The sequence below is a fragment of the Paenibacillus sp. FSL R5-0486 genome (genome assembly GCF_037975155.1).
Taxonomy (GTDB): domain Bacteria; phylum Bacillota; class Bacilli; order Paenibacillales; family Paenibacillaceae; genus Paenibacillus; species Paenibacillus amylolyticus.
The window spans coordinates 5195033-5220962 of sequence record NZ_CP150237.1 but is presented as its reverse complement, the minus strand read 5'-3'; the positions used below and the strand labels follow the sequence as shown (position 1 = coordinate 5220962).

Genomic DNA, 25930 nt, shown 5'->3' with positions numbered 1-25930 from the left:
TATGAAAAATTCAATTAAAAATTTGGGACTTCTGTTCGCTGGTGCTGTAATTGGTGTAACGATTTCCTTTGCGCCTGACATTCAGGCCGCTACTTCAAAACTCCTAGGCGGTGAAGTGGCAAAGGTAATTACGGTTAAAAAGGATGGAGTGGTAATTGGAGAAGGTGGGATTATTAACAATACTACTTATCTTCCTGTACGAACAGTAGTTAATTCAGTCAATGGAATTGAGGTGGGAAGTGTGAATTCTAGTGAAGTAAACTTGGTTTCTACCGATGAAGATCAGGCAAGAGATTCCTCAACAAGTATCGATACATCTGAAAAGGCAAAGCAAGAAGAGGAAATGATGAAACTAGAAACAGAAGAAAATAATAAAAAACTAAATTCATTGCGATCATCTATCAAGGAAACAAACAAGAAAATTCATGACGCAAACTTTAAAATAAATATTGAGAATACGAACCCATATAAATCAGCAAAAATTTTCGTTGATAATTATGAGGGTGGCAAAGGCAGTCCTGCAGAAGAGGCCGGTTACAAATTATATAAATCTGAGCTTGACCGGATGAATACAGAGAAGAAAGAAGCCCAAACTTCTTTACCCACGCTTGAAGCAGAACTCGCTGATCTCGAAGCTCAACTGGCTGCGTTGAAATAAATTTAATTTTTTCAGTTATTCTTTTTGATGAATTCCTCGTTGTTGTTACACTATATAAGGAATTGAGAAGAGGACCCCTCAGTTTGAGGAGTCCTTTTTGTATTCGGAAAAAAGTTTTGAGTTTGTCTTAACGATTTGCAGTGCTTTTGATTATATTGATAGAGTAAGGCAAAAAAGTTCGCTTCGACATACTACAAAGGAGGTTTTGTGGGTTACAGTAAGATGTGGGGTTTTCCCCGAAATGGGGGAAAAGGGTGTAAGTAGTAGTTACACCCTTTCACATCTGTCAGATAGACAGGTATGAGTTAAGAATATAGATTGTGCTAACTCGTGATTACGCGCAGTAATTATTTTTGGAGAAATCTTCAAATCTTCCATACCTTTTCCCTTGCGGACTCCCATCCGAAAAGGCAATGACGGAGTTGCGAAAGGGCGCTGTGGCCCACTTTACAAACACAATATGTTGGGTTAGTGTGATTTATGCAACGAGAAAAACCCAATATGTGGACATGTCGAAGAAGGGTGTAACAAATGGATACACCCTTCACATTATTAAGATTACATTATTTCACGAATGCTTTTTTCTTTTCGATACTCTTCATATGAAAGATCCAAGTATTCAGTAGTGGCATAGTTGATAACAGCAGTCATTCCAGGAATAGATGAGATATGCTCAACTAGTTTGTTATAAGTTCGATGAAACTTATCTTCAAGAAGATTTATCCGGGACTTCTGATTTGCGATTAATTCGAGCTTATTTTCTAAGTCTAGTGCTATATCGGTTTTTTCTAGCAATTCGATGGAATAGGTGAGACGCCTTTTTCCATCCTCTGTGCGATGTCTTAGATCGCAATATTCATTCATTAGCTCTTTCCCTCTGCTATCTAAGGCAGTTATGCCGCATATGAAATCCAAAGATTCACCGAATATTTTCGGCAACTTAACAAGTGTTTCAAGGTTCGGTTCACCCGTCCCTTTTTCAAACTTTCCATAATAAGGCTGAGAAACGTCCAATGCTTCAGCCATATCTTTTTGAGTATACATGTTTTTTTCTCTTAGCCATTTAAGTCGATCAGAAAAAATTCCCATAAAAAATAACCCCTATCTATTTACAATTAACTATGAGTAATATATAATTAACTCATGGTTATAAGGAGGTGAGCAAATGAGAAAGCCAGATAACAATCTCATGTATCTTCGCATGATGAAATTCATGTCTCAGAAGGAGGTAGCAGAGCAGCTTGAGATATCTCAAGCTTATTACAGCAAGCTTGAGAAGAATCCTAGCAAGATATCTTTAGGAATGGCAGGAAGGCTGAAAGTCATTCTTCAAGCAGATACCATTGATGATTTTTTGAAACATGTCGTCTAAGTAATATTACCATAAGTATTAAAATTATAACAAGGAGGTTTCAAAATGAAAATTCGTTTGGAGAATTGGATGGGCTACGAAATTCGTTTTGTTGAAGTTAAGATAGACGAATGGTGGGCAGTGGCAAAAGATATTGCAGATGCACTTGGTTACAGTAAAACCAATTCCATGACTAAAAATATTAAAAGTAAATTTCTTACAGGCTCCAATCTGGCGCCTATGAATAAGAAGTATACATTAATTAATGAGCAGGGTATCTACAAGGCAATATTCCGTTCACAACGACCTGAAGCAGAGGCGTTTGAGGACTGGGTGTGTGATGTACTCAGCGAGTTGAGAAGATCTTCTGGTTTGCAAGCTTTCCAGATGTTCAGAATGTTGGACAAGGAACACCAGAGAGAAGCTATGAAGTCTCTAAAGGAAAAACTTCGAACTCCAGTAAGAGTAGACTTCATAAAAGCCAATACAATCGCCAACAAAGCAGTGTCCTCAGTTTACGGTCACCCAAAAATGATTAAAAAGGACCAGATGACGCCGGAAATGCTAGTACAAAGGCAGGATATACTTGACGATGCAGTCAATTTGATGGGTATGTCGGATAAATTTAAGCTGAATTTGTCGGTGTCACAAACGATTTACGACAAATATTTGGGTGATTTACAGCGTAATCGTGAGGCTAACTAAAATTTCCGGTTGAAAAGTTTGTGGTTACAGAAACCTGTGATACGATAGATTTGTGGTCAGGCACTGGAGGTATAGCGATTGCCACGAAAGTACTACCGCATAAATCAAAACCTGTGCTACCATGTATATTACATGAGAGGAGGAACTGCGTTGAAATGCATCTCAAAAAAATAAAAAGAGCCGCTAAAAAGCGACTCCAGCACTTGTCACCTATCTCCCGCCAAGTTGATTAGGTGACGCAAAAAATCCGGGGTGTTGCACAATACGTGTAAATACCCGTGTCAGAAACACGTGTAAATACCCGTGTTGACTATAGACAACGTTAGTATAACACACACTTTGTATATGTAACACCCTCCAAAAGTGAGGAGAAAGCATGAAAAAAATGGTTTTTACCATGAACGAAGAGAACATTTTTGAAGTTTTAGGAGTTGAAAACTCCGAAGGATTAAACAAGCTTCGTGAAAAATTATCTCCTCATGATTTATCTTTAACGGACTTCATATCTACTATTAATAACTTAATTAATGTTTAACCTAAGGGTGCCCACACGGGTACCCTTTTCTATTACCCAAAGGAGGGATCGCAATGGCATCACCATCTGGATACGGCAGTAACGTCCGGCAGAGCTTGGTCAGCAACGGCGTAAGCAACAACGACATCGGATACAACAAAGCGAATGGATACGTCACAGTCAAGGGTCAGGACTTCATGAAGCCATCTAAGGTTCTCGATGGCGTATCCTACGACACGCAGAGCAACTTCAACAACGCCTGGAACACCTACAACAAGGCACAGACTCAACCATCAACATCAGGTTACAGCACTACAGGTACCACATCCACTCCAGGCACGACCAGCACGCCAAGCTATGTACCGCAAGGCATGACAAGCACCCGTGATGCGCTCAACTCTTACGGCATTGACAACAGCCGTATCGGTTACAACAACGGCGCTACCACGGTAGACGGCAGATACTTCGGTACACCGTCAGTCAACTTGGGCGGCACCACTTATTACGATCAGACAGGCTTTAACAACGCTTTGGGGAATTACAGGATCGGCGATATGCAGAATCAGATTCTGGGCAACACACAACTGCCAGAGAATGCGTACACATCCCAAATCGATGCGCTACTAAAACAACTTGGACAGAGTGCGAATACTCAGAATGTTGACGCATATGGGACTCCTGAATACGCAGCTTACCAGGCTCAGGCGGATCGCAGAGCGAATCAAGGAATACGGTCGGCACAAGAATCTCTTGGATCGGCAGGATTCGGTCGGTCAACAGCGCTTGGAGAACGAGCACAGGGAATCCAGAATGAGCAGACGGAATACCTTGAAACACAAGTGATCCCAATGATCCTTGCAAATGAACGCGCTAAACAGCAGCAAGTGTATGACAATATGGCCAGTTTGTTGAATCCACTTATGAGTCAGCAAGGGTACACAGATCAGCGTAGTCAACAGAATTTGCAGAACCAATATAGTGCGCTTGATATGCTTACTGGTGAGCAACAGAGAGGCATCGATAATAGACGTGCAGATGCTGACTTAACAGGTTCATATTTGACACCAGAGCAACAGAGTATGGTTAACTCCCTGCTTGGACTGAAACAACAGGCTGAGACGAAAGGCATCACTAAAGATCAGCGTAATGTACTGACCAAACAGGCAGATCAGATCCGGACTCGCATGCAAGCGGCAGGACTTGATCCAACACAATATGGCGCTAATATCAACTACAGTACAGCTTCACAGAATACGCCAGGACGTACGCTTGCGGGACAACAGGTAGATTTACAACGAACCGGACAAGAGTTTAATCAAGGCATGCAAACAAGACAGCAGAATTTCAACGAGAAACAAACTGGTGTTGAAAACAAATTTCGTGATCGCGAACAAACGTTCAATGAAGGACAAACCTCTTGGGAAAATCAGTTCAAAACAAGGCAACAAGACTTCAATGAAGGGCAAGAGTTGTGGCGCAACTCGTTTGATACAGCTAAGTTTGAAGAAGATAAACGCCAATACGGACTTAATCACGCCATTGATGAGCAAGCTCAAAAACTTCGTGAGGATCAGTTTACTTACGATAAAGAGACGGACAAGCAGACTAAGAAGGACTTGGAATCAGCATACAAGAGTGAGTTGGCAGACATGATTCTTTCTCAGAATCTTTCGGATGATGAGACGAAGAAGATGCTTAAGAAATATGGGATCACCGATGCAATGATTCAGGAATACATGGGTAACCCGGGAAACCTGTAAGCCCCACATCCTTCAAGAATGGGACTGGTGGGGCTTATAACAACTACTACAAAGCTGAAAAAGATGCTAAAGCGAATCCGAAAAACTTCTCAACTGCAAGTAATGCTGTAACCAAAGCGATAAAAGAACTGGGCTATCCTGAGAGTTGGATACAGCCGGCATTGGAATTGGTTGCGAGAGAATCAAGCTTTAACTCGAATGCGAAGAATCCTAAATCTACCGCAGCCGGGTTATTTCAGTTTCTGGACAGCACCCGTAAGAATTACGGCGGTAGCTCAGTGAACTGGAATGATCCAAATCAGCAAGCGTTACAAGGATTGAAATACGTTAAAGACCGTTACGGCGACCCGGTTAAGGCCCTGCAATTCTGGGATAAAAACAAATGGTACTAAGATGATGGAGGTGAGGGCATGTCTCTCTATGATGAATATCGGAAGCAAAGAAATCTGAGCAGCAAGTTCCCTTCAAGTACAGGGAGCACTGACACCAAAGAGGTAAGTGTCTACGATCAATATCGGATGGCTAAGGGATATAAGACAGACATGAACAAGCTGAAGTCATCTTTGCCACCTGTCCTTACTCAGCAGGGTCCAGACAGATATATGAATTCCACATTGGGTCGCGCTTTGTTAGGCGATCCTCAGGACGTGGATTTATATCAGCGTGCATCCGGGCTCAAAGTAGATCCTATCCCGTATCAACCAACACAGTATGAGATCAACAAAGAGAAGATTGCTAAAGACGCAGCCACCAGTTCTTTTGCCTCTTCAGTGGCTCCATTCGCAAATTTCATGAACAAAACATTTTATGACAATCCCGTTGGTAATTTCATCACCCGCTTGGGCGGTGCTGCTGGACAAGTAGCTACTGGAACACCAAGTATGGCCCCGGGTGATACCGGGAGTCGTGCTGCTAACGTTACTGCTGATATTATAGGTGGTACGTTCGGTGCTCTTACGAATCCATCTACTATCGGTGCGCCAGGCATGGGGATGCTTTCAAGTTCCTATAGAACGTCTGATGGCCTGTTGAATACCCAACTGGGCATGAAAGCAATTGATAAGCTTTCCAAGGCTCCAGGGAAAATTATGAGTGCTGATAAAGCAAGAAGCTTGACGCAGGGAGTGGCCAGGGAATCCATAGCTGGCGCTTTCCAGGGTGGAACCGGATCACTTGCAAGGGGAGAGGATTTCAAAGGCGTTTTAACAGACACTGCCCTCGGAGCTGGATTGGGTGGTGCGGGTGATCTTGTTTTACGTGGACTTGGTGCAGGGTTTAAAGGTTTGAATTCAACATTACGTAATAAAACAGGGTCTATTACTGGGCCAATCAGAGAAGTAGGCGAAGCTGCACAACCAGGGCTGGGTGCATCTGGACTGGGGAGGAACAGAGATCCTTATGCAGCAGCTGCACTGACAGATACAAAGAGTCAGATCCGCTCCAGAAACAGTGTAGAACTTGGTAGTCCGGGTGGACTGGCTAACCGTGCTTATACGGCATTGGTGGATGATCTCAATCCATTGAGACAGTTTGACCGACTCACTGAAAAGGTGCTTGGGCGTAGCCTCAAGGCATCTGAAAGCCCGTATACACTGGCCCTAGGGTCACGGGGTGCTGACATGACAGCTCGCCAAATAGTAACAGAAAATCTAGTGGATAGCGGAGGTAATACAGTTGGATCGTCACTCAAAGAGATTCTGTCAGAACTACCCAAGAATAAATATAGCGATTTCGAAGATTACCTAGTTAATCGACATGCCGTGACACGTTTCGGACGTGGAGAAAAAGTATACCGCGATGATTTGAATTGGACACCAGAGGTAGGTGAGGCGAAGATTGCTAAGTTTGAAGCTGATCATCCCGAGTTTGCTCAAGTTGCAGATAAGCTATATGAATTCAACAATAATATGGTGCAGAAATGGCTTGTAGATACAGGTATTATTTCTCCAGATCAAGCTAAAGCCTGGTCAGAGATTAACCCGTATTACGTACCAAACAAGCGATACTTCAATGAGCTAGAAAAGACAGGGAAACAGATTGGTGGGGCTAAGGGAAAAGGATTCAGTGGGAAAAATCCAGTTAAGGGTTATCAAAAAGGCGGGTCCCAAAGACCAATCATTAGTCCGATTGAAGCAACAATTGAGAACGTAGATTCTTACGTTAAGTCTGCTAAACGTAATCAGGTTATGCAGCAGTTCGTGAATAACATTCGGCAGTCACCGGATGACTTCCGACCATTTGCTGAGATCGTGGAGCAACCAGGGAAAATTGATGACATCACAAAACAGTTGCTTGATAACGAAGGTATGGAAGAAGTATTGTCACGATTCAGCGATGACTTTAATAAGGCCATTCAGAACACCAAGCTGGATAAGGATAACATTGTTCGGGTGCTGGTAAACGGCGAACCGGTTCACGTAAAAATCAATGATAAGAGTTTATTGCAAGCCGTTACAGCTCTAGGCCCAGAGAGCGGAGGGAAGCTTCTTGATGCTATTGGATGGGTCACTAATAAGATGAAAATGTTGACCACTGGAGCAAATCCAATTTTTAATATCACCCGTAACTTGTTTAGAGACATACCTCAGGCTTACGTAACCAGTAAGTCTACGAATAACCCTATTCGCTTTGTTGGGGATCTGGCAACTGCCTCTATGGAAGTATTCAGAAACAAGGAGTTGTACCGACAGTATACAGCTATGGGTGGCGGGCACTCTTCGGCGGTAGCAGCAAACCGTAATCTACTGGCTCAGAGTAAACGGAGAATACTCCCTCAGGCTCCGCTCAAGAATGCAATTCCTAGAGCGTGGGATGCATTGGAAAACTTTCAGAATGTACTAGAAACAGCCCCGCGTTTGGCCGAATACAAACGGTTGTCCAATAATGGAACAGGCTCACGGGATGAGATATTAAATGCTCTTTACGAAGCACAGGATCTGACCACCAATTTCAAACGAAAAGGTACGTTGGTTCGTGAACTTGATAAGGTGTTTCCATACATGAACGCAGCCATCCAAGGTATGGATCGCTTCGTCCGGATGTACAAGGACAATCCAGTTCAGGCTGGGATCAAATCAGTCTTAGCCATCACGATTCCTTCGTTAGTAGCGTATGCGGTAAACCATGATGACCCTAATTACCAGAAGCTCAGTAACCGGATCAAGGACCAATTCATTTTGATCCCGAAGGGTGATGGAACCTTCATCCGTATCGCGAAGCCACAAGAACTGGGCGTACTGTTCGCTGACATCCCTGAGCGTCTGATGCGTAAGCTACAGGATGAAGATCCAGCAGCGTTTCGCGACTTTGCAGAAACCTTACGGAATAACTTCATGCCACCGGGCCTCCAGTCATTAACCAAAAAAGGAGCAAATTTCCCTGACAGGCTTTTGGGCGATACAATTTTTGGTCCGATGACGCAGGTAGCTGGTAATAGTAACTATGCGGGTGCGCCAATCGTTCCAGGATATCTGTCCAGACTATCGCCTGAATTGCAATCTGATGCACGTACAAGTTCTTTGGCGAAGAATATTGGGGAAATGATGGGCCAATCACCGAAAGAACTGGATTATATTATGCGTCAGTACACGGGTGTTCTTGGTCAGGTTGGCTTGCCGGCGATGTCACCATCAAACCAAGGAGACAACATTCTACAGTCCCTTGGTAACTCGTTTGTGCAGAACATGACCGCAGATCCGGTTTACAGCAACGACATTTCGAAAGAGTTCTACAATTATAAAGATCAACTGGATCAGGCCAACTATGACAAGGAATTGCGCGACTTCCCGGCTTGGTATAATGACGATCTTCGTAAACAGTTCAACCGTATCAATAAGGACATGGGAGCCTTGCGTAAAGAAATGCGGGCACTAGAAGCTAACACCACACTAAATAAGAAGCAAAAGCGTGAGCAGCTACGCACCATGCAACAACAGCTTAATACACTTGCTCAGCAAGGCGTTGATCAAGCGAAAGGTACTGTCCCATATAAGTGATTTTGTGGTAAAATATAATAGTATTGCGGAAGCACCGCATACACCCTAAAAAGGACTCTGGGAAGGCATCCCGGGTCCTTTTACTATTTGAGGTGATAATATGATTGAAATGGACGAAGACGAGTATCAGGAGTCGGTCGTATCAGATGACACCCTGCACCTTGTATCAATATTCTGTGGACCAGAAGTAAGAGATAAACTGCTCTATCGGAGAGTGGACGATGCTATACGACATACTTTTAGAAATCTCACATGCAATAGTGAAAAACGGCCTCACGCTATCGACAGCGGGAACGGTCGTTTTTTTGATTCTCAAACAAAGGAAGATGAAGTCCCGTCTGAAGCGATTCATACCTTGGATGTTTCATGACGACTCAGAAATCAAGCCGTTCGTACACAACCAGATGATCATCATGAAAAACCAAGAAATCATTATGAAAGGACTGGGGTTGGAACCATGTGTGATCACTTTGAACGAAAAACCGCAGGCTTCAGTAAAGAGCTTAAACAATATTTACTCATCATCTTGGGCGACTATTACTTATGCCCACATTGCAAGAAAATTACCGAGACGGAGGAGATACGCGATGGCAGAAAAGCTGGTAGTTCTTGATCCTGGACACGGAGGGAAAGACCCGGGTGCTTCTGGACCCACGAAGAAGAGGGAAAAAGATTTTGTGCTGACGATGGCATTGAAGGTTGAGGACATCCTGAAGACAGTCCCGAACATTACTGTATCACTCACCAGACGAACAGATGTATATCTCGAACTCAGTGATCGGGCAAAAGTGGCCAATCGGATGAAGGCAGATTTCTTTGTCTCCATTCACGCAAATTCATTCCTGAGTACTTCGCATGGATCGGAAACCTTCTATAAGAAGGACAACAGTAAATCGGCGGCGCAGATACTCAATAAGGCAATGGTCGGTGCATCCGGTTTATATGATCGCGGTGTGAAATATGGAAACTTTGCTGTGATCAGAGAAACCACAATGCCCTCAGTGCTATTAGAGGTAGGGTTCATATCTAATCCGGAGGAAGAGAAGCTGTTATTTGATCCTGCATTCCAGGACCGTGTAGCGCTGGCAATAGCGAAGAGTATCTGTGATTACATGGGTGTGAAGTTCGTGGTTCAACCAGCGCCAGGCAAGCCTGTACCCGTGTCATATCCCGTCATGGAAGTCACTGTACACGCTGAACCAGCACAGAAGTTTGAAGGGATCAATGTGAGTGGTACAACATGGTTGCCATCACGGCCCATTGGAGAGTACCTGGGTGGGAAGATCGGATATAAAAAGGGTCAGGTGACCATCAACGGCACTGCTGTGGAGACAATGAACATTGGTGGTACTGGGTACGTTACGGCTCGTGCGCTTGCTGAGAATGTAGGAGCTCGCCCATTCTGGGACAAAGAGAATCCGACTAAAGTAGATATCTATCCTAAGGAGGCGGTTTAAATGTTAGAATCCATCTGGACGGCGTTTATTAATAAGATTGCAGTGGATCTGGTGACAGTGATTGTGAGTGTACTGCTTGTGTTGTACGCGATGATTAAAACGAGAGTATTTTCGTGGATTAAGAATGAGATGATCCGCAAGGCAGCCGAAGAAGGGTTCGCACTGGTTGAACAAAGATTTAAGGATGCTTATAAGGAAGATAAATTTGATCGTGCATATGCATACACCAGTGAGAAGCTGACCCGTTGGAAGATTAAAGTGCCACAGAATGAGATTGAAGCAGCCATTGAAAAAGCTGTAGTGGATTACAACGCACAAAAGGCTGGTGGAAAGATTGCCAGCTAAGAGGAGAGGCCCTGCTATTGCGGCAGGGTCTTTTTGCTTTATAATGGAAAGGAACATCTTTGGGAAAGTTATAAACACCGATAGCTACTTAATGTTAATGAAATTACATTAATCGATATCCTTGGCACAGAAGCTGATGATGTCGTAGATCGGGTACAGCTCAAGATTGAAAAAAGCAAAATTTATCGCAATCTAGACATCCTGGATGATCGGGAGAAGGAAGTTGTAATTGGTCGATTTGGTCTGGAAGCCGGCGGGGAGGAACGAACTCAACGCGAAATTGCGAAGGAACTGGGCATCTCACGTTCTTATGTATCACGGATTGAGAAGCGGGCGTTAATGAAGTTGTATCATGAGTTTTATAAGCAAAAGTAGTTGTTGGATAGACCAGAGGGCGCCTTTATCGGGAGCCCTTTTTACTGTGAAGATACTTAAATTGGATCTAAATAGTATTAATTATTTGGGGTTATGACCTAAATAAAGGAATTTTCATTCCTGATAAAGAATATCTTATACACAGACCAATTTAATATATAAGGAGTACATCATAATGAAGCAACTTTTTCAAAAGATTCCACTGTGGTATTTGTTAATCTGTATCATTGGGATGATTATGATCGTTTATAACATGTTTCAATCGTATTCGAGTGTTATTAACTTTATTGCGTTATTGATGATTAGTGTTGCTAATGCTATTCGAATTTGGAAAAACGAACGTTCATTAGCGATTACCTTTTTAGTTGTTGCCGCTCTATTCTTGGCTTTTATTTTAAAATACTTCTATAGATATGTATAATCAGCATAACGTGGCATGAGAATAACAAAGGAATGTACATAGGCTGATGATAGTATGGATCGGATGCAACTTAAGATTAATAAAAGCCAAGGGCATGAAATAGGAGCATATGAAGTGGTCACCTCTTACAAAGGTGGCCTCTTTGCTGTGCAAAAAAAATATATAAAAGAGGATATGTATTCTGGACAGATTATTTTATATGATGAGTAATAATATTTTGCATCGTAGAGAGCATGTACAGAAAGAGAGAGGTGGTTGATCATGCAGCAAGAAACGTTAACAAGGGGATTAAAGAACCGACATGTGCAGTTGTTGGCGATCGGAGGTGCGATCGGTACAGGTCTGTTTCTTGGAGCAGGCAAAACGATTCAGCTGACAGGGCCATCCATCTTGCTGGCCTACATTATTACGGGTGTTGTGTTGTTCCTGATCATGCGTGCATTGGGGGAGCTGCTGTTAAGCAACTTGCAGTATCATTCCTTTTTCGGTGCTTCTAAGCGTTCCATCTTTTCCTCCAGTGTCCATTCACGTTTCAACGGTTGACCTGAATTGGTTCTGTATATATCCTTCTACGTCTGCTTCATGATACGAGGCACGCCAACGTTTTCCACAAGAACGGTTACGCTCTGAACTAATTTATTTGACATCTAAACGCTTTTTGAAAATTTCATTTGGATCCTAAATATTCCATTTTATTTAAAAGCATCGGTGTATGTTACCGGCTAAGCATTGAAGCCTAACATAATCATATTAACCCTAATATTACCATATAGAACTAGTGTATCTCTGGTGTTAGAATGAGGATTATATTTATTTTTAATTTTGTTAAAATGTTGGTTCTGATCAAATAAATGGGAATAATCCTTTAAAGGAGTGAATTCGTGAATAAAAAAGAGCTTCCTATACAATATCCATTAGTATCTAATTACCCACAGCATGCCTATTATTTTTCGATAATATCAAATAATAAGAATTGTTTTCCGTGGATTTATAGTAATTATTTAAATTTGTGTTTGATGCAATCTGGGGAAGATTGTTTTTTAGACTATTATGCACAATCCCCTGAACATCATTTTCACCCTTGCTTTACACATACTCAACGGATGTTAAGATCGACGGTATTGAAATTCATGCCAAATATAGTTGAATTCTTAAAAGAACAAATCCAACAAGACAATTACATATGGCTTCATGTAAATGAATATTACATTCCAGGTTCGCCAGCGTATCAAAAGTTCTCATTTCCACATGCCATATTTATATATGGATTTGATGATCATGAGAGACGATTTAATATTTCTGGTTTTTTAGAAAACAGAAAGTATACAACTGCCTTCGTTTCGTATTCAGATCTAGAGAAGTCATTTCATGATTTTGGAAAAAAACATATAGATAATGATGTTACTCAACATGTTAACTATATGCACTTGCTAAAATTACATCCGAAACATCATCAAGGATTGCCATATCTATTTGATATGAAATTTGTTGCAGAACAAATCAAAGATTATTATGAATCAAAAAATCTATCCTTAAATTATCAATCCTTTTATAGTCATAAATCATATTCAGAGTGGACTTACGGAATAGACATTTTACCTAAGTTAACAGAATATTATTCTTCACACTTGGAGCACAGCGCTCAGTTCGATGTGAGACCACTGTACACGCTATATGATTATAAAAAACTCATGGTATCAAGAATTAAATATATAGAAGAAAACAAACTTTATGATCTTAACCCTGTGTTCTTGGAGGGATTCATTAAGATTAGGGATAAAAGTCAGAATATACTCAATCTATATATAAAATATGCATTAACACAAGATAAGCAAGTCCCTCCTAAATTGATAAGTCTCTTTAATGAATTGTATCTTAATGAACAAGTGCTTCTAGAACAATTGCTTAATGATTTCTCTAAGAACTCTCTATTGTGAAATTACTTGACCTTAATAAGCTATTCAAATGATTAGCGTGTTTTTGTATCAGCGATATGTTGAAGATATCTCTGTATGGTCCGAATGTTTAACGTCCAATCTTTAATGGGTCATAGCTCTGTTAAGTAGCGAATAAAAAAGTGTTCTAATAAACGGCGACTTTTTCCCGGAATTTAATCGGGGAAAGTCGCTGAGTTTGTCTTGAAAACGTTCCTCGTTATAAAACGAAATATAATTCATAATTTGGATCCTTGCTTGCTCCATATGTTGAGGTTTTTCCGATTAGTACTCCTCGGTTTTTAAATGGTAAAAGAACGATTCAATAAAAGTGTTGTAGAATCAATTTTCACGCCGCATCCTTCACGAGTTTCAAGTCATTCTGTTCGGAAAGTGTTCCGAAGACACAATCTCATTGTTATCGTGATACGGACGAAGTCGGGGAATCCTTAGAAGCTTGCTTCCATATCCGCTCGCGCACTGTTCGCTTCTCTCTACAGGCAGTGTTCTTAGCTCGCTTAATCTACAGTGAGATTTCAGTAATTCTACACAGTCCTACTACGCGGCCCACGTGCATATTTCTCGTATGGACCGGCACCGGGCTTATAAATCCGGCTTCCCTCCCCGTGCTAGTTCGGATCGAGCTTTTTTTAGATATTCTACCTGTCCTTTTAGATAGGCATTTTCTTCTTCGGCACTGCTAAAATTTTTCTTTGTCCAAGCGTCCCGGGTAACCCTTAAAACACACACTCCGTTTTAGCTTTTGCGTCCCCATGAGATATCTGGCTGGCATTTTTAAACTTCCCTATGATCCGGCTTTATGCCTAACCTTCCTCACTCGCAGAAGAATAGCCTCTTTCTTCGTTTCTTCAATGTATCGATTAGAAGCCTATCTTTTCTTTGCAAGCATAGCAAATATATCCTCCATTTTTCAGTATTTAGATCATTCCAACATGCTTTTTTCATCCCCTACCTTGAGGCGGTGAGACCAACACCGTTCAATTTCACAAATCTTTTGTTTATCGTAGGGCACTGCTGCAATGGGAGGCGATGTGTACTGAGCTGGTCCGCCGCAGTGTGGTTGCAAGCCAAGCTTGATGCAGAGATCAAGGTCGCGCCCGAAAAGGCAGGGTCATGACTGGCATTGGGATTATGATCGTTGGAACTGTACTTGTGATTCGGGCTCTTATTTTGTCGGACGGCGGGATTATACTCATCCTTCTCTCACAAATAACTTAAGATTATAAAAGCCAAGGGCATGAAATACGAGTGTATCAAGTGGTCACCTCTTACAAAGGTGGCCTCTTTGCTGTGCAAAAAAATATATAAAAGAGGGATATGTATTCTGGGCAGATTATTATATGATGAGTAATAATATTTTGCATCGTAGAGAGCATTTGCAGAAAGAGAGTGGTGGTTGATCATGCAGCAAGAAACGTTAACAAGGGGATTAAAGAACAGGCATGTGCAGTTGATGGCGATCGGAGGTGCGATCGGTACAGGTCTGTTTCTTGGAGCAGGCAAAACGATCCAACTGACAGGGCCGTCCATCTTGATGGCCTACATCATTACGGGGGTTGTATTATTCCTGATCATGCGTGCATTGGGGGAGCTGCTGTTAAGCAACTTGCAGTATCATTCCTTTGTCGATTTTGTGCGTGATTACCTGGGAAATATGGCGGCATTTATTACAGGCTGGACCTATTGGTTCTGCTGGATCTCCATTGCCATGGCTGATATTACGGCAGTTGGATTGTATACACAGTTTTGGTTTCCAAATGTACCTCAATGGATGCCAGGGTTAATTGCGCTGGTCATTTTACTAATCATGAACTTGGCAACGGTCAAGTTGTTTGGGGAGATGGAATTCTGGTTTGCCCTGATTAAAGTCGTAGCTATTCTGGCACTTATTGTTGTTGGTTTATATATGATCTTCAAAGGTTTTACGACGGATCAGGGTCCAGCAAGCTTCACCAATCTGTGGAGTCATGGGGGATGGTTCCCGAATGGAATGCATGGGTTCATCATATCGTTCCAGATGGTGGTGTTCGCCTTTGTAGGCATGGAACTGGTGGGACTCACAGCGGGGGAAACGGAGAACCCGGAGAAGGTTATTCCGAGAGCCATTAACCAGATTCCGATCCGGGTACTGCTCTTCTATGTTGGCGCACTGCTGATTATTATGAGTATTTATCCGTGGAACGCCATTGTGCCTACTGAAAGTCCGTTTGTACAAGTGTTTGCCGCTGTGGGTATTGCAGCCGCAGCCGGCATTGTGAACTTCGTGGTACTGACGTCCGCAGCGTCAGCGTGTAACAGTGCCATATTCAGTACAAGCCGTATGGTGTTTTCCATGGCAAAGGATCACAACGCACCCGAGTCATTTGCACGACTGAATAACAGGAAGGTTCCTTCCAACGCGCTGTTTTTCTCCACAATTGTTATTTTGATCGCGATTGTGCTGAACTATATCATGCCAGAAGGTGTATTTACGCTGATCACGAGCGTGTCGACCGTGTGTTTTATCTTTGTATGGGGCATCATGGTAATCTGTCATCTCAGATACCGCCGTACTCAGCCGGAACTGGCGAGTCGCAACCGCTTCAAACTGCCACTATATCCGTTTTCGAACTACTTGATCCTGGCGTTTCTGGCATTTGTGTTGGTGGTATTGGCATTGGCCGAAGATACGCGTGTGGCACTGTTTGTCACGCCAGTGTGGTTTATTCTTGTTGCGGGGATCTACCTTTTTAAAAAGAAAAATTTGAGTAATAACAGACAGTAGCCTTACCATCGTTGCCAAATAGCCGCCCAATGATATTGGGCGGTTATTCGTATTTATATTCGTGTAGCCTCTTTGCCTTCACGAATGCCTGCGTAGATTGCACCACAGATATCGGTGGTATACTGGCCCGACATCCCTTCAAGTGCCGTGTTGGTGAATGCTACAACACTAAGTTCTTCTTTTGGATCAACAAACCAGGAATGACCGTAAGTTCCACCCATACGCCACGTACCCGGGGATTCCGGTGTACCGGCTGCGACAGGATCTTTAAGTACTGTAAAACCAAGGCCAAACCCTCTGCCTGGCCAATATGGCATCACGAGATCCCCGATTTGATTGGTGGACATCTCAGCCGCAACGGCTTCTGTAAGAAGAGGCTGTCCTCCTTGTCGCAATGCTTCAAGTAAAGTAAGAAAATCTCCGGTACTTCCAACCATACCCGCTCCGCCCGATAAGTAAGCAGCAGTACGATTGGCACGATTGGGTGACAGTCGGAAGCCAGCAGTACCCTTAATAAAAGGAATCAGCTCCAACTCCTGATGAAGGAGACGCGGTTCTTCAGAACCATTAGCATATGCGGCTGTTAATCGTTCCGAATCCACCGCAACAAAGTCAGTGTCGGTCATGTGGAGTGGATGAGTAACCAGCGTGTTGACAGCTTCTCGTAGTGACATCCCAGTTACCTTTTCGATAACGGCACCAAGTACATCTGTCGCAATGGAATATCTCCACATGTTGCCTGGCTCATACAAAAGAGGAGCAGAAGCCAGCCTCTGCAGATTCTCCTCCAGACTCATTTCAGACCAATCCATTCCGTCCGATACCCCTGCAAGCTCATAGGTTCCCTGATCTTCTTGGAAGAAACTGTATGTCAAGCCTGCGGTGTGCGTCATCAACTGATGTACTGATATTAAAGCGTCCTGACCACTAGCGAGTTTGGGCCGGAATGCAGGAAGCCAGCGTGTCACCGGATCATGCAGACTCAGCTTTCCTTGTGAGATTAATGCCAGAGCTGCTGTCGAGACAATAGGTTTGGTTACGGAAGCAAGTCGAAACAGAGCGTTTTCCGACATGCTGCGCTTTTGCTCCCTGTCCGCGAAACCAGCAGCCCGGCTGTATATCAGTTTCCCTCTTAAAGCAACTTGTACAACTGTTCCTACGATTCTTTTTTCGCTTAGAGCGCGGTCAATGGCTTCATCCACATAATTATGCAATGTCGTCATGTCTTTTTTTCTCATGTTTATCTTCCTCTCACCAACTGATGTATTTGATTTCTCGTGATAACTGTGTTTATTATATAAATGATTGATCTTGTATTACATGGTTTGTTAAAGGCATTATAATGAATTGGCGAATATACTTAAGGTAATTTCTGAATATATCTTATGTATTTAAAGGAGTGGATCACATGGACGAAATAGATCAGCATATTCTGTATCACTTGGAGAATCAGGCGAGATTATCCATGACCGAACTAGGCAAATTGGTGGGGTTATCTCAGCCCGCTGTTACTGAACGAGTCAAACGAATGGAAGAAAAGGGAATCATCGAGGAATATCGAACCGTAATCTCCCCATCCAAATTGGGCAAGCAGAGCACAGCCTATGTTCTTTTTCGTACGCGGGATTGTTATCCTTTCCTGGATTTCTGTCGTGCGTCACCTGAAGTTGTGGAATGTTATCGGATAAGCGGAGAGTACAATTACTTGCTGAAAATCCTCACAGATACCATTCAGGGACTCGAGGAGTTTCAGAACAAGTGTGATCCGTACGGTACTTACATGACTTTAATCACCATGTCTTCTCCGATTGCACATAAAAATCTCGTGGAAGGACCAAATCTGTTGGCACAGGCAGAATAAGATTCTGGTCTTTAAAATGAAAAACAGAAGAGGAGTCCACATCAAGTGAACTCCTCTTTCCTCCTGTGTGTAACTCATGCAAAATGCCTTCCTGTTAATTTACTCTGGTAAATCCATATTTATAAGCCCGCATAGCTACAAGCAACGCAGGAATGAGCAAGATAAACAGTGCCCCAGGAAGATATTCTGCTCCAAATAGCTCAAGAAGGATGCCCCCGATGATGCCTCCTCCGCCAATCGCCAGATTCCATGCTGTAACCAGCATCGATTGGGCGACATCTGTACTTTTGCCTCCGGCTTGAGCAATGGCAGTTTGTAGTAGCGTGGCAGCCCCACCAAACGTAATTCCCCAGATCATGATGCCAAGGATAATAATCATAGGTTGATGAGTACCGATTCCCATCACGACAGACGCGAGAGCGAATGCTGCCAAGCTAATGATTACCAATCTCCTCAAAAATCGGTCAATGAGCATTCCGGTTAACCAAATTCCAACAATGGAAGTAAAACCGAAAATGAGCAAAATCAAGTCTACTCTGTTAGCAAATACGGTCTGGGCTAGGTAGGGAGAAATATAGGTGTAAAGGATATTATGGGCAAGCATCCAGGCCAGAACAACAAACAGAATAGGCCTAACTCCCGGAATTAAAAACACCTTATGCAGCGGAAGACGTTCACCAGCTGGCTCTCCGGCAAAATCCGGCATTTTCCAGAGAACCCATACGATTAAAGCTACGGTTAGAAGAGATACCATCCCGAAGATGAGGCGCCAGCCGACATAAGAACTGAGAAAACTACCGATTGGAACACCCAGGGCTAATGCTACCGGTGTGCCGACCATAGCCACGGCCATGGCTTTACCTTTTAACGAATCCGGGACCATTCGACGAGCATAACCAGCTGTCATGCCCCATAACACACCCGCAGAGACTCCAGCCATGAAACGAGCAGCAAGTGTAAGGATGTAATCCGAAGATAAGGCGGTAACGGTGTTAAAGACAAGAAAACCACTAATGCATACTAACAGTAGAGGTCGGCGTCTCCATCCGCGTGTAGCAGTAGTCAAGGGAATGGCAGCAACAAGTGATCCAATGGCATAAAGAGTCACCAACTGTCCTGTGAGGGCTTCTGTGATCCCCAAGTCTTTTGCAATTTGCGGCAGCAGTCCCGCAGGCAGGCTTTCAGTGAGGATGCAAATAAATCCCGCCATGGCTAATGCAAGAAGCCCAGCCCACGGAAGGCGTTTTGAAGATATGGAAGGAATCTCCCCTTGGTTTGGGAGGGATGTGTGAGCGGTCATGAATAAAACCTCATTTCTTATATTTTAATCCTATCCAGAACTATGCATATAAGCTTATCTGAAAAAATCAAACTTTTGCATACAGGATTAAAGGTGAGAAGGGGGCCTTAACATGGTATTTATTTTAATTTGTGAGTTTTTCCGTTAATTCAAAGGGGAACTGTCTGTTCATCCATTCAAGGATGATATCGACAGGTTCCATGTACCGTTGGCCTACCAGTAAACCTGTATGGGTCGTATCCCACAGTCCGGCATATGCAGCATGCAGTTGCTTGGCGGTTAATTTGCCTCTCTGATCTTCGTCTTCACTGGAGACAGCCTTGATCACCAAGCTGGGGCAATGGATCAGGTCGCCATTAATGGATACGCCATCGGCTCCTCGCAGGATTGAAAAGGTAGCAAATGCCTTCGCAGATTCCGTTTGCAGATATTTAAGCTGAAAAGCAATGTCTTCTGCCGTCTCATCTATACTGGTTAGTTCATCACGGACAGGTGCAGGCATGATAATTCCAGGTGTGATACGATTACTTTCCGGGTAGGGGATTAGCGCATGCACTTCCTTGCTCAGACTGGCGTCGATCACAACCAGGCCTGCCAGAGTAACGGTTTCTGCAATCTTTTGACTGAGAATCCCACCCATACTAAAGCCAATGAGGACGGGAGGCTCGTTGAACTCGGCTAACACTTCACGAATATCCTCTAAATAATCGTCAAACGTAATCATTGTCATATCCATGACCCGACTCTTGTAGTGACTTCTCAGGTTCATGACATAACAGGTCCAACCGTGCTGGACAAAGTGGGGGATATATTTGCTCCACATCCAGCTACCTGTGTATGCACCGTGAACGAACAGTAGTGGGGGCTTCTTGGTCGTTGTTTTTTCGTCATGAGGCGGGGTTCCTGCGAATATCTCCAAGTGTAAATCATGTTCTCCGATCTTCTTTACCTCATGTTCCGGTAAAAATTGAGTGTAGTCCGTCATACCAAAAACCTCCTCTAAACTATTAGTTTGATATCAAACTATTTCTCCAAAAAAAATTAGAAGTTGCTATGGATCTTCATTAAAATTCGTAGCAGTTCTTTTTTCTCCGCTTCCGTAACGTCCGCATAGAACACGTTCAGCATGCGCTGTGATATCTCTTCGAAGACTGGCTTTAATTGTTCGCCTTTGGCAGTCAAAGCTACATGAACAACTCGTGAATCTGTTGCATCACGCTCCTTAACGACGTATCCTGTCAGCACCAATTTGTCCACAAGTGCAGTCACCGTGGATTTATCCTTGCCAATTTTTTTGGCGATTTCAGCCATAGTCATCCTGTGATTATTGTATAGGGCATAGATAATATCCCCATGGGACGTAGCGAGATCCTGGATTCCCTGCTCAGCCATCTCGGCCAGGATAAAGCGGTTGACCTTCTCTTTAATTTTGGATATGAGTGAAATAGCGTCTCTTGTTTTCATACGTGTAATATAGTTTGTTATCAAACTAATGTCAAGCTTTGATCCATCGTTTATTGCATGCGCGGTATAAAAAAAGAGCAGGGAGAATGTCTTCTCCTGCTCATTGGCTCAAGTCATTACTTGATTGGATTTGCTTTCATTTCCTGTCCCATTTTCTCAATGCCATCCAGAATTTGGTATCCATAACCCCAGAACTGGCTGAAATCTGTGACATAGATCTGTTTGTTTTTGATTGCGTTCATACTTTGCAGGGCAGGGTTCGCATACAGATTTTGAATCAGTATATCGATATCCGGTGAACCGGCATACGCGGACAAGAGCAGGTAGTCCGGGTTCGCTGTGATCAGTTGCTCTACACTAACTTCACCTTGCACACCATCAAACGTATTTTTCAGCTTCAACAGGCCAAGTGCATCAAGCTGATACGTATCGTTCTGCATGCTGCTTACCGTAATGGTGTCTTCTGTAGCGGGTACGATATAAGCAAAACGTTGCTCAGGCTGATCCGCTACACTTGCCTTAATGGCTGCAACACGAGTCTTCAGACTTTCCGTGAAAGTTGCGGCATTTTCTTGAACATCGAAGATCTGCCCAAGTTGTGCAATATCACTATACAGGCTATCTAGTGTGCCTTTGTGATTCGTCGTTTGCAGGAACGTACGTATATTCATGTCATTCAATCCATCGACCGTACCCACGCCCCAGTCTGCATCAGCGAACAGGTCGCCCCGTCCGAGTACCAGATCCGGGCTTGCGCCTACAACCAGCTCTTTACCTACATAATCCTTGGACAATACCGGAATTTTGGCGAAATCATCAGCCACATCGGGTGTAACGGAACCATATAGAGCAGCAACACCGACCATTTTATCGGTAAGACCTAATTTGATGAGCATCTCAGCCGCAGATTGGGTATTCGCAACAACACGTTCAGGTGCTTTATCGAATACTTGCACTTTGGGTTTCCACTCGCCGCCCTCACCCGAGATCGTGAAATTCTCAATGGTGAGCGGGTACGTCGTTTTATTTGTATTCTCAGCAGGAGCTGAAGTTTCTGTCGTGTTAGTAGGTGAAGTTGTTTCTTCGGCAGGGGAAGAAGTTGAAGCGTTCGAACAGGCTGCAAGTAGCAGTAACAGGAGACTTAGAGCAGCGATGCCAATGGTTCTGGATGTGAATTTCATTAAATGATGAACCCCTTTTCTATGTGTTTTAAATTGACAAAGATAATCATTCTCAATTATAATCCGAGAAAACACATTGTAAATAGCTAAATTTAATTTGTTCTACATTTTACGCGAATTGATGGGGGAAGAGATGGCACAGACGGTTCAGGTTCAGACACAGCGTATGGGGAAAAGAGAGTCTCTGATTCATAGTAAATCCGGGTTTGCTTTACTGATTGCAGCTTTAATCATGATTACGCTTATATCCGTAGGTATTGCAGTTTCCATTGGACAGGTACAAATTCCACTGGCGGAGTCATATCGTATTCTTTTAACCAAATTAACGGGATTTCAGTGGGGGACAACACCCATTGAGGCAGGTTCCTTTACCGATATCATTTGGCAGATTCGTTTCCCGCGTGTGCTGATGGCGATGTTTATCGGCGCAGGCTTGGCCTTGTGCGGTGCTGTTATGCAGGCTGCTGTGCAGAATCCGCTCGCTGATCCTTACATACTAGGTATATCCTCAGGCGCTTCACTTGGAGCAACCTTTGCAATTCTCATTGGATTCGGTGCGATTGGGTGGCTTGGTCAGACGGGGGTGGCTTTCTGGGCCTTTGCCGGTGCGATGGGTGCGTCCTTACTGGTCCTGACTTTGGCAGGGATTCGGGGGAAAATGACGTCGGTCAAGCTGGTGCTTGCCGGAATGGTGATTAACGCGTTATGTAGCGCTTTTTCGAACTTTATTATTTATTTTGCCAACAATGCTGAAGGCATCAAAACGGTGACGTTCTGGACCATGGGCAGCCTGGCGGCTTCCGGATGGAACAAGCTTCCACTCGTGGGTATCGTCGTGCTGGTGGCGATTCTATTTTTCCTTTTACAGTCCAGAGTTCTTAATACGATGTTATTGGGGGATGAAGCAGCTGTTACGCTGGGCATTAATCTGAGTGTGTACCGCAGGGTGTACATGCTGTTAACCGCTTTGGTGACAGGTGTTATGGTGGCGAGCTGTGGCATGATTGGTTTTGTCGGCCTCATTATTCCGCATATTGTCAGAGGTCTCGTGGGTTCCGACCATCGTAAAGTGATGCCTGTATCCGTGCTGTTTGGAGCCATTTTCCTCATCTGGACGGATGTTATTGCACGATCCCTCATATCCAGCGTGGAGTTGCCAATCGGTATTATTACGGCCATGATTGGCGCACCAATGTTTATGTATATGCTGGTCAAAAAAGGCTACGGTTTTGGAGGAAATTAAACATGAAGCTGAACGTAGAAAATGTATCCATCTCTGTGCTGAACACGGACATCATCAAGGATATTTCATTACAGGTGAACGGCAAACAGTTCGTTGGACTGATCGGACCCAATGGTTGTGGCAAGTCAACACTGCTCAAGAGCATTTATAAAGTGATCAAACCGCAGCAAGGTAAGGTTTTTCTGGACAATACCGATATTCTCAAATCCAGTCCCAAGCTTGTTTCCAGACACATGGGCGTTGTTGGTCAGTTTAATGAATTGAGTTTTGATTTTACAGTACGCGAGATGGTCATGATGGGTCGTACCCCGCACAAAAAAATGCTGGAGACGGATAATGAACGGGATCATGAAATCGTAGAGCAGGCTTTGGAAAAAGTACATCTGACTGGACATGCAGACCGCAATTACGTGTCTCTGTCTGGTGGGGAGAAACAGCGTGTCGTATTGGCGCGTGTCTTGGCACAGCAACCCCAATTCCTGATCCTGGACGAGCCGACGAACCATTTGGACATCAAATACCAGCTTCAGATTCTAAATATTGTCCGTGGACTCGGGATTGGCATATTGGCAGCGCTGCATGATCTCGAACTCGCGGCAGCATATTGCGATTATCTCTATGTAGTGAAAAAGGGCCAGATTGTGGTTCATGGCAAACCGGCTGATATTCTGACTCGCGAGATGATTGGTGAGGTGTTCGATGTCGATTGTGAAATCTATACAAATCCAGTTACGGGCGGCTTAGGCATTGCTTACCTGAGTACACGTTGATTGGGACTATATCTTCGTTTGGATGACCTGGAGCAATCTTTCGAAATAATCAATTGAAGTGAAAATAGACCGTGCCTGTTGGAGCGATGTTATTGCATGCTCGCAAGGCCGGTCTTTTGTTTTTAGGTGGGGTAGGGATTAACTATTGAAGCTTAGGATCAACGGGATGAGCATGAGCACCTTTGCTGACTTCTTGAAAAATATCTGAGGAATTATCGCTATGCGTTGAAGACTTGCTGCTGTTGTCTTGTTGGGGGTGTTCTCCCGTTGCTGGACTACTACCTGTAATCGCATAACTTCGTAGGATCTCTTCCAGATCTCCAATCGTTACAGGACGAGCATGTCGTTTCAGGACATAACCAAGTTGACCATTGGGTTCCACCGTCGCCGTCTCCAGATCATCTACACTTGTAATTCCGTGCTGTCGCATATGCATCTCAAGCTGATCCATCGTATAACGCATACGTTTCAGATTCGGGATAATGACCTTTCCGTCCTCTACCACGATTTTGGAACTGCCACTCATTAACCGTTCAAAAATATTAAATTTCAATTGCAGTTGTTCCACTACAAGCAATGTCAAAATGAAGACCGATGCTGATCCAATCGCTTTGCCAAGCTCATGATTTGCGATGGGTTGTACAATCGTTGTTCCGATGGAGATCATGATGACCGTTGTGGCGACACTCATCTGTGAGATCGACTTGCGTCCTGCAATTCGCAGCAGAATCATGCCGATAAGTACAAGTAAAACAGATTTCCATATCCAGTCCATACGTATATTCCTTTCTATTCCAGTATGCGCTTTGTTTCTTAGGCTGTTCTGGAGTTGGAGGAATTATGCAGATGGCTAAATCCATAGCTTTCATTCCCCCCACCGGATCGTTTACAATAGGGTATTGATGAAGTGAACAAAGGAGCGGGTCACAGTGGCAAAACAGAAATACTATGTTGTCTGGGAAGGCAAGAAGCCGGGTGTGTATAACACATGGGCAGATTGCAAAGCGCAGACGGATCATTATACTGGAGCAAAATATAAATCCTATGAGTCCAAAGCAGCCGCAGAAGAAGCGTATCGTGCTGGCTGGAAAGGGAACTGGGGTTCAAGTGCAGGCGGAGCGTCGAAGACAAAGTCGGCTGGTAGCGGAAGAAGTGCTGGCATGGAAACGTCAGAGGAAGTGGATTACGACAGCATCTCTGTTGATGTGGGCACACGTGGTAACCCCGGACCTGTAGAATACAAAGGGGTAGACACCCGCACTGGTGAGATTATTTTCTCCGTCGGACCGATCTCCAAAGGCACGAACAATCTGGGCGAATTTTTGGCCATTGTACATGCCCTTGCACATCTGAAAAAAGAAGGCAGTACCAAAACGGTGTATACCGACTCGGTCAATGCCATGAAATGGCTAAAGCAGAAAAAAGTAGCCACAACGTTACCAAGAGACAACTCCACAGAAGAAATCTGGCTGATGATTGATCGTGCGGAGCAGTGGCTCCAGACGAATACGTACAGCAATAAAGTGCTAAAATGGCAGACCAAGCAGTGGGGCGAAATCAAGGCAGATTACGGCCGGAAGTAGGTATTTATCCGTATTAATTTCATAATACCTTTCGCTGCTTCAATTAAGGCTAGATATAGATCAAAGCGGTTTAATTTGTCTATATCTAGTTGCAAAAATCCATTTTTAGTGAGTTATGAAATTGATTTTTCCAAAGGATGCCTCCTTAATTTCTGGTCTATTAGAATCGTTATTTACAATTTCCAGTTTCCGCTCTATAATCATCTGAATATGATTAGTTAAACATAT

Annotated in this window: 24 protein-coding genes and 2 pseudogenes; 19 read left to right on the top strand and 7 right to left on the bottom strand. The window is 43.6% G+C overall.

Annotated features, from left to right (window positions below; all coding sequences use genetic code 11):
* Window position 1: 1 nt before the first annotated feature.
* Window positions 2-658 (top strand): hypothetical protein, encoded by a 657-nt coding sequence (locus MKY01_RS23100; RefSeq protein WP_339283660.1) that lies wholly within the window; start codon window positions 2-4, stop codon window positions 656-658.
* A 558-nt stretch (window positions 659-1216) separates the two neighbouring features.
* Here MKY01_RS23100 and MKY01_RS23095 read toward each other — a convergent pair.
* Window positions 1217-1747 carry a helix-turn-helix domain-containing protein gene (locus tag MKY01_RS23095; RefSeq protein ID WP_339283658.1) on the bottom strand — a complete coding sequence of 177 codons (531 nt, stop codon included), beginning with the start codon at window positions 1745-1747 and terminating at the stop codon, window positions 1217-1219.
* A 76-nt stretch (window positions 1748-1823) separates the two neighbouring features.
* On the opposite strand from MKY01_RS23095, the gene MKY01_RS23090 reads away from it, so the two are divergent.
* The 14 genes and pseudogenes from MKY01_RS23090 (at window position 1824) to MKY01_RS23025 (ending at window position 16300) form a co-directional block, all read left to right on the top strand.
* On the top strand, window positions 1824-2030 hold the full coding sequence (locus MKY01_RS23090) for a helix-turn-helix transcriptional regulator (protein ID WP_339283656.1): 207 nt from the start codon (window positions 1824-1826) through the stop codon (window positions 2028-2030).
* Window positions 2031-2075: 45 nt separating this feature from the next.
* Window positions 2076-2714, top strand: coding sequence for a BRO family protein (locus MKY01_RS23085; RefSeq protein ID WP_339283654.1), 639 nt, complete (start codon window positions 2076-2078; stop codon window positions 2712-2714).
* 376 nt (window positions 2715-3090) lie between these two features.
* Window positions 3091-3249 carry a hypothetical protein gene (locus MKY01_RS23080; RefSeq protein WP_339283652.1) on the top strand — a complete coding sequence of 53 codons (159 nt, stop codon included), beginning with the start codon at window positions 3091-3093 and terminating at the stop codon, window positions 3247-3249.
* A gap of 53 nt (window positions 3250-3302) precedes the next feature.
* Window positions 3303-4988 (top strand): hypothetical protein, encoded by a 1686-nt coding sequence (locus MKY01_RS23075; protein WP_339283650.1) that lies wholly within the window; start codon window positions 3303-3305, stop codon window positions 4986-4988.
* Between the two features lie 161 nt (window positions 4989-5149).
* The gene (locus MKY01_RS23070) at window positions 5150-5380 is read left to right on the top strand and encodes a transglycosylase SLT domain-containing protein (RefSeq protein ID WP_339283648.1); all 231 of its coding nucleotides are present in this window, start codon (window positions 5150-5152) and stop codon (window positions 5378-5380) included.
* A gap of 18 nt (window positions 5381-5398) precedes the next feature.
* A complete protein-coding gene (locus MKY01_RS23065) occupies window positions 5399-8983 on the top strand; it encodes an LPD38 domain-containing protein (protein ID WP_339283646.1) in 3585 nt (1194 codons plus the stop codon).
* Window positions 8984-9083: 100 nt separating this feature from the next.
* The gene (locus tag MKY01_RS23060; protein ID WP_339283645.1) at window positions 9084-9353 is read left to right on the top strand and encodes a hypothetical protein; all 270 of its coding nucleotides are present in this window, start codon (window positions 9084-9086) and stop codon (window positions 9351-9353) included.
* Window positions 9354-9570: 217 nt separating this feature from the next.
* Window positions 9571-10440, top strand: a complete 870-nt coding sequence (locus tag MKY01_RS23055; protein ID WP_339283644.1) for an N-acetylmuramoyl-L-alanine amidase — start codon at window positions 9571-9573, stop codon at window positions 10438-10440.
* Window positions 10441-10785, top strand: a complete 345-nt coding sequence (locus MKY01_RS23050) for a phage holin, LLH family (protein WP_339283643.1) — start codon at window positions 10441-10443, stop codon at window positions 10783-10785.
* A gap of 96 nt (window positions 10786-10881) precedes the next feature.
* Window positions 10882-11160: pseudogene (locus MKY01_RS23045) on the top strand (sigma-70 family RNA polymerase sigma factor); the annotation flags it as partial.
* A 475-nt stretch (window positions 11161-11635) separates the two neighbouring features.
* Window positions 11636-11791 (top strand): hypothetical protein, encoded by a 156-nt coding sequence (locus MKY01_RS23040; RefSeq protein WP_339283641.1) that lies wholly within the window; start codon window positions 11636-11638, stop codon window positions 11789-11791.
* Window positions 11792-11842: 51 nt separating this feature from the next.
* A pseudogene (locus MKY01_RS23035) lies at window positions 11843-12064 on the top strand (amino acid permease); the annotation flags it as partial.
* A 398-nt stretch (window positions 12065-12462) separates the two neighbouring features.
* Window positions 12463-13518 carry a hypothetical protein gene (locus tag MKY01_RS23030; protein WP_282320626.1) on the top strand — a complete coding sequence of 352 codons (1056 nt, stop codon included), beginning with the start codon at window positions 12463-12465 and terminating at the stop codon, window positions 13516-13518.
* 1420 nt (window positions 13519-14938) lie between these two features.
* The gene (locus tag MKY01_RS23025) at window positions 14939-16300 is read left to right on the top strand and encodes an amino acid permease (RefSeq protein ID WP_282320627.1); all 1362 of its coding nucleotides are present in this window, start codon (window positions 14939-14941) and stop codon (window positions 16298-16300) included.
* 53 nt (window positions 16301-16353) lie between these two features.
* Here the strand turns inward: MKY01_RS23025 and MKY01_RS23020 are convergent, their stop codons facing one another.
* On the bottom strand, window positions 16354-17538 hold the full coding sequence (locus MKY01_RS23020) for a serine hydrolase domain-containing protein (protein WP_339283639.1): 1185 nt from the start codon (window positions 17536-17538) through the stop codon (window positions 16354-16356).
* A gap of 170 nt (window positions 17539-17708) precedes the next feature.
* Here MKY01_RS23020 and MKY01_RS23015 point away from each other — a divergent pair, with 170 nt between their 5' ends.
* Window positions 17709-18161, top strand: coding sequence for an Lrp/AsnC family transcriptional regulator (locus tag MKY01_RS23015; RefSeq protein WP_017687134.1), 453 nt, complete (start codon window positions 17709-17711; stop codon window positions 18159-18161).
* Window positions 18162-18255: 94 nt separating this feature from the next.
* Here MKY01_RS23015 and MKY01_RS23010 read toward each other — a convergent pair whose 3' ends face one another.
* The 4 genes from MKY01_RS23010 to MKY01_RS22995 form a co-directional block, all read right to left on the bottom strand.
* Complete coding sequence (locus MKY01_RS23010) at window positions 18256-19461, bottom strand: MFS transporter (RefSeq protein ID WP_282320629.1); 1206 nt, start codon at window positions 19459-19461, stop codon at window positions 18256-18258.
* 124 nt (window positions 19462-19585) lie between these two features.
* Window positions 19586-20446, bottom strand: a complete 861-nt coding sequence (locus tag MKY01_RS23005; RefSeq protein WP_339283638.1) for an alpha/beta fold hydrolase — start codon at window positions 20444-20446, stop codon at window positions 19586-19588.
* 56 nt (window positions 20447-20502) lie between these two features.
* Entirely contained in the window at window positions 20503-20949 is a 447-nt protein-coding gene (locus tag MKY01_RS23000; protein WP_339283636.1) for a MarR family transcriptional regulator, read from the bottom strand.
* Between the two features lie 92 nt (window positions 20950-21041).
* Window positions 21042-22106 (bottom strand): ABC transporter substrate-binding protein, encoded by a 1065-nt coding sequence (locus MKY01_RS22995; protein ID WP_339283634.1) that lies wholly within the window; start codon window positions 22104-22106, stop codon window positions 21042-21044.
* Window positions 22107-22272: 166 nt separating this feature from the next.
* Here MKY01_RS22995 and MKY01_RS22990 point away from each other — a divergent pair, with 166 nt between their 5' ends.
* Window positions 22273-23349 (top strand): iron ABC transporter permease, encoded by a 1077-nt coding sequence (locus tag MKY01_RS22990; protein ID WP_339287244.1) that lies wholly within the window; start codon window positions 22273-22275, stop codon window positions 23347-23349.
* A gap of 2 nt (window positions 23350-23351) precedes the next feature.
* Window positions 23352-24119 carry an ABC transporter ATP-binding protein gene (locus MKY01_RS22985; RefSeq protein WP_127545022.1) on the top strand — a complete coding sequence of 256 codons (768 nt, stop codon included), beginning with the start codon at window positions 23352-23354 and terminating at the stop codon, window positions 24117-24119.
* Between the two features lie 142 nt (window positions 24120-24261).
* On the opposite strand, the gene MKY01_RS22980 is transcribed toward MKY01_RS22985, so the two are convergent.
* Window positions 24262-24894 (bottom strand): DUF421 domain-containing protein, encoded by a 633-nt coding sequence (locus MKY01_RS22980; protein WP_282320634.1) that lies wholly within the window; start codon window positions 24892-24894, stop codon window positions 24262-24264.
* 154 nt (window positions 24895-25048) lie between these two features.
* On the opposite strand from MKY01_RS22980, the gene MKY01_RS22975 reads away from it, so the two are divergent.
* Window positions 25049-25702: a ribonuclease H family protein gene (locus MKY01_RS22975; protein WP_127545028.1), complete on the top strand. Its 654-nt coding sequence runs from the start codon at window positions 25049-25051 to the stop codon at window positions 25700-25702.
* Window positions 25703-25930: the final 228 nt, after the last annotated feature.

Coding starts and splice junctions, on each gene's coding strand:
- MKY01_RS23080 (WP_339283652.1), top strand. CDS start 3,091: ATGAAAAAAATGGTTTTTACCATGAACGAAGAGAACATTTTTGAAGTT.
- MKY01_RS23050 (WP_339283643.1), top strand. CDS start 10,441: ATGTTAGAATCCATCTGGACGGCGTTTATTAATAAGATTGCAGTGGAT.
- MKY01_RS23040 (WP_339283641.1), top strand. CDS start 11,636: ATGGATCGGATGCAACTTAAGATTAATAAAAGCCAAGGGCATGAAATA.
- MKY01_RS22995 (WP_339283634.1), bottom strand. CDS start 22,106: ATGAAATTCACATCCAGAACCATTGGCATCGCTGCTCTAAGTCTCCTG.
- MKY01_RS22990 (WP_339287244.1), top strand. CDS start 22,273: ATGGGGAAAAGAGAGTCTCTGATTCATAGTAAATCCGGGTTTGCTTTA.
- MKY01_RS23085 (WP_339283654.1), top strand. CDS start 2,076: ATGAAAATTCGTTTGGAGAATTGGATGGGCTACGAAATTCGTTTTGTT.
- MKY01_RS23090 (WP_339283656.1), top strand. CDS start 1,824: ATGAGAAAGCCAGATAACAATCTCATGTATCTTCGCATGATGAAATTC.
- MKY01_RS22980 (WP_282320634.1), bottom strand. CDS start 24,894: ATGGACTGGATATGGAAATCTGTTTTACTTGTACTTATCGGCATGATT.
- MKY01_RS23055 (WP_339283644.1), top strand. CDS start 9,571: ATGGCAGAAAAGCTGGTAGTTCTTGATCCTGGACACGGAGGGAAAGAC.
- MKY01_RS23010 (WP_282320629.1), bottom strand. CDS start 19,461: ATGACCGCTCACACATCCCTCCCAAACCAAGGGGAGATTCCTTCCATA.
- MKY01_RS23015 (WP_017687134.1), top strand. CDS start 17,709: ATGGACGAAATAGATCAGCATATTCTGTATCACTTGGAGAATCAGGCG.
- MKY01_RS22985 (WP_127545022.1), top strand. CDS start 23,352: ATGAAGCTGAACGTAGAAAATGTATCCATCTCTGTGCTGAACACGGAC.
- MKY01_RS23065 (WP_339283646.1), top strand. CDS start 5,399: ATGTCTCTCTATGATGAATATCGGAAGCAAAGAAATCTGAGCAGCAAG.
- MKY01_RS23025 (WP_282320627.1), top strand. CDS start 14,939: ATGCAGCAAGAAACGTTAACAAGGGGATTAAAGAACAGGCATGTGCAG.
- MKY01_RS23095 (WP_339283658.1), bottom strand. CDS start 1,747: ATGGGAATTTTTTCTGATCGACTTAAATGGCTAAGAGAAAAAAACATG.
- MKY01_RS23020 (WP_339283639.1), bottom strand. CDS start 17,538: ATGAGAAAAAAAGACATGACGACATTGCATAATTATGTGGATGAAGCC.
- MKY01_RS23100 (WP_339283660.1), top strand. CDS start 2: ATGAAAAATTCAATTAAAAATTTGGGACTTCTGTTCGCTGGTGCTGTA.
- MKY01_RS23060 (WP_339283645.1), top strand. CDS start 9,084: ATGATTGAAATGGACGAAGACGAGTATCAGGAGTCGGTCGTATCAGAT.
- MKY01_RS23075 (WP_339283650.1), top strand. CDS start 3,303: ATGGCATCACCATCTGGATACGGCAGTAACGTCCGGCAGAGCTTGGTC.
- MKY01_RS23005 (WP_339283638.1), bottom strand. CDS start 20,446: ATGACGGACTACACTCAATTTTTACCGGAACATGAGGTAAAGAAGATC.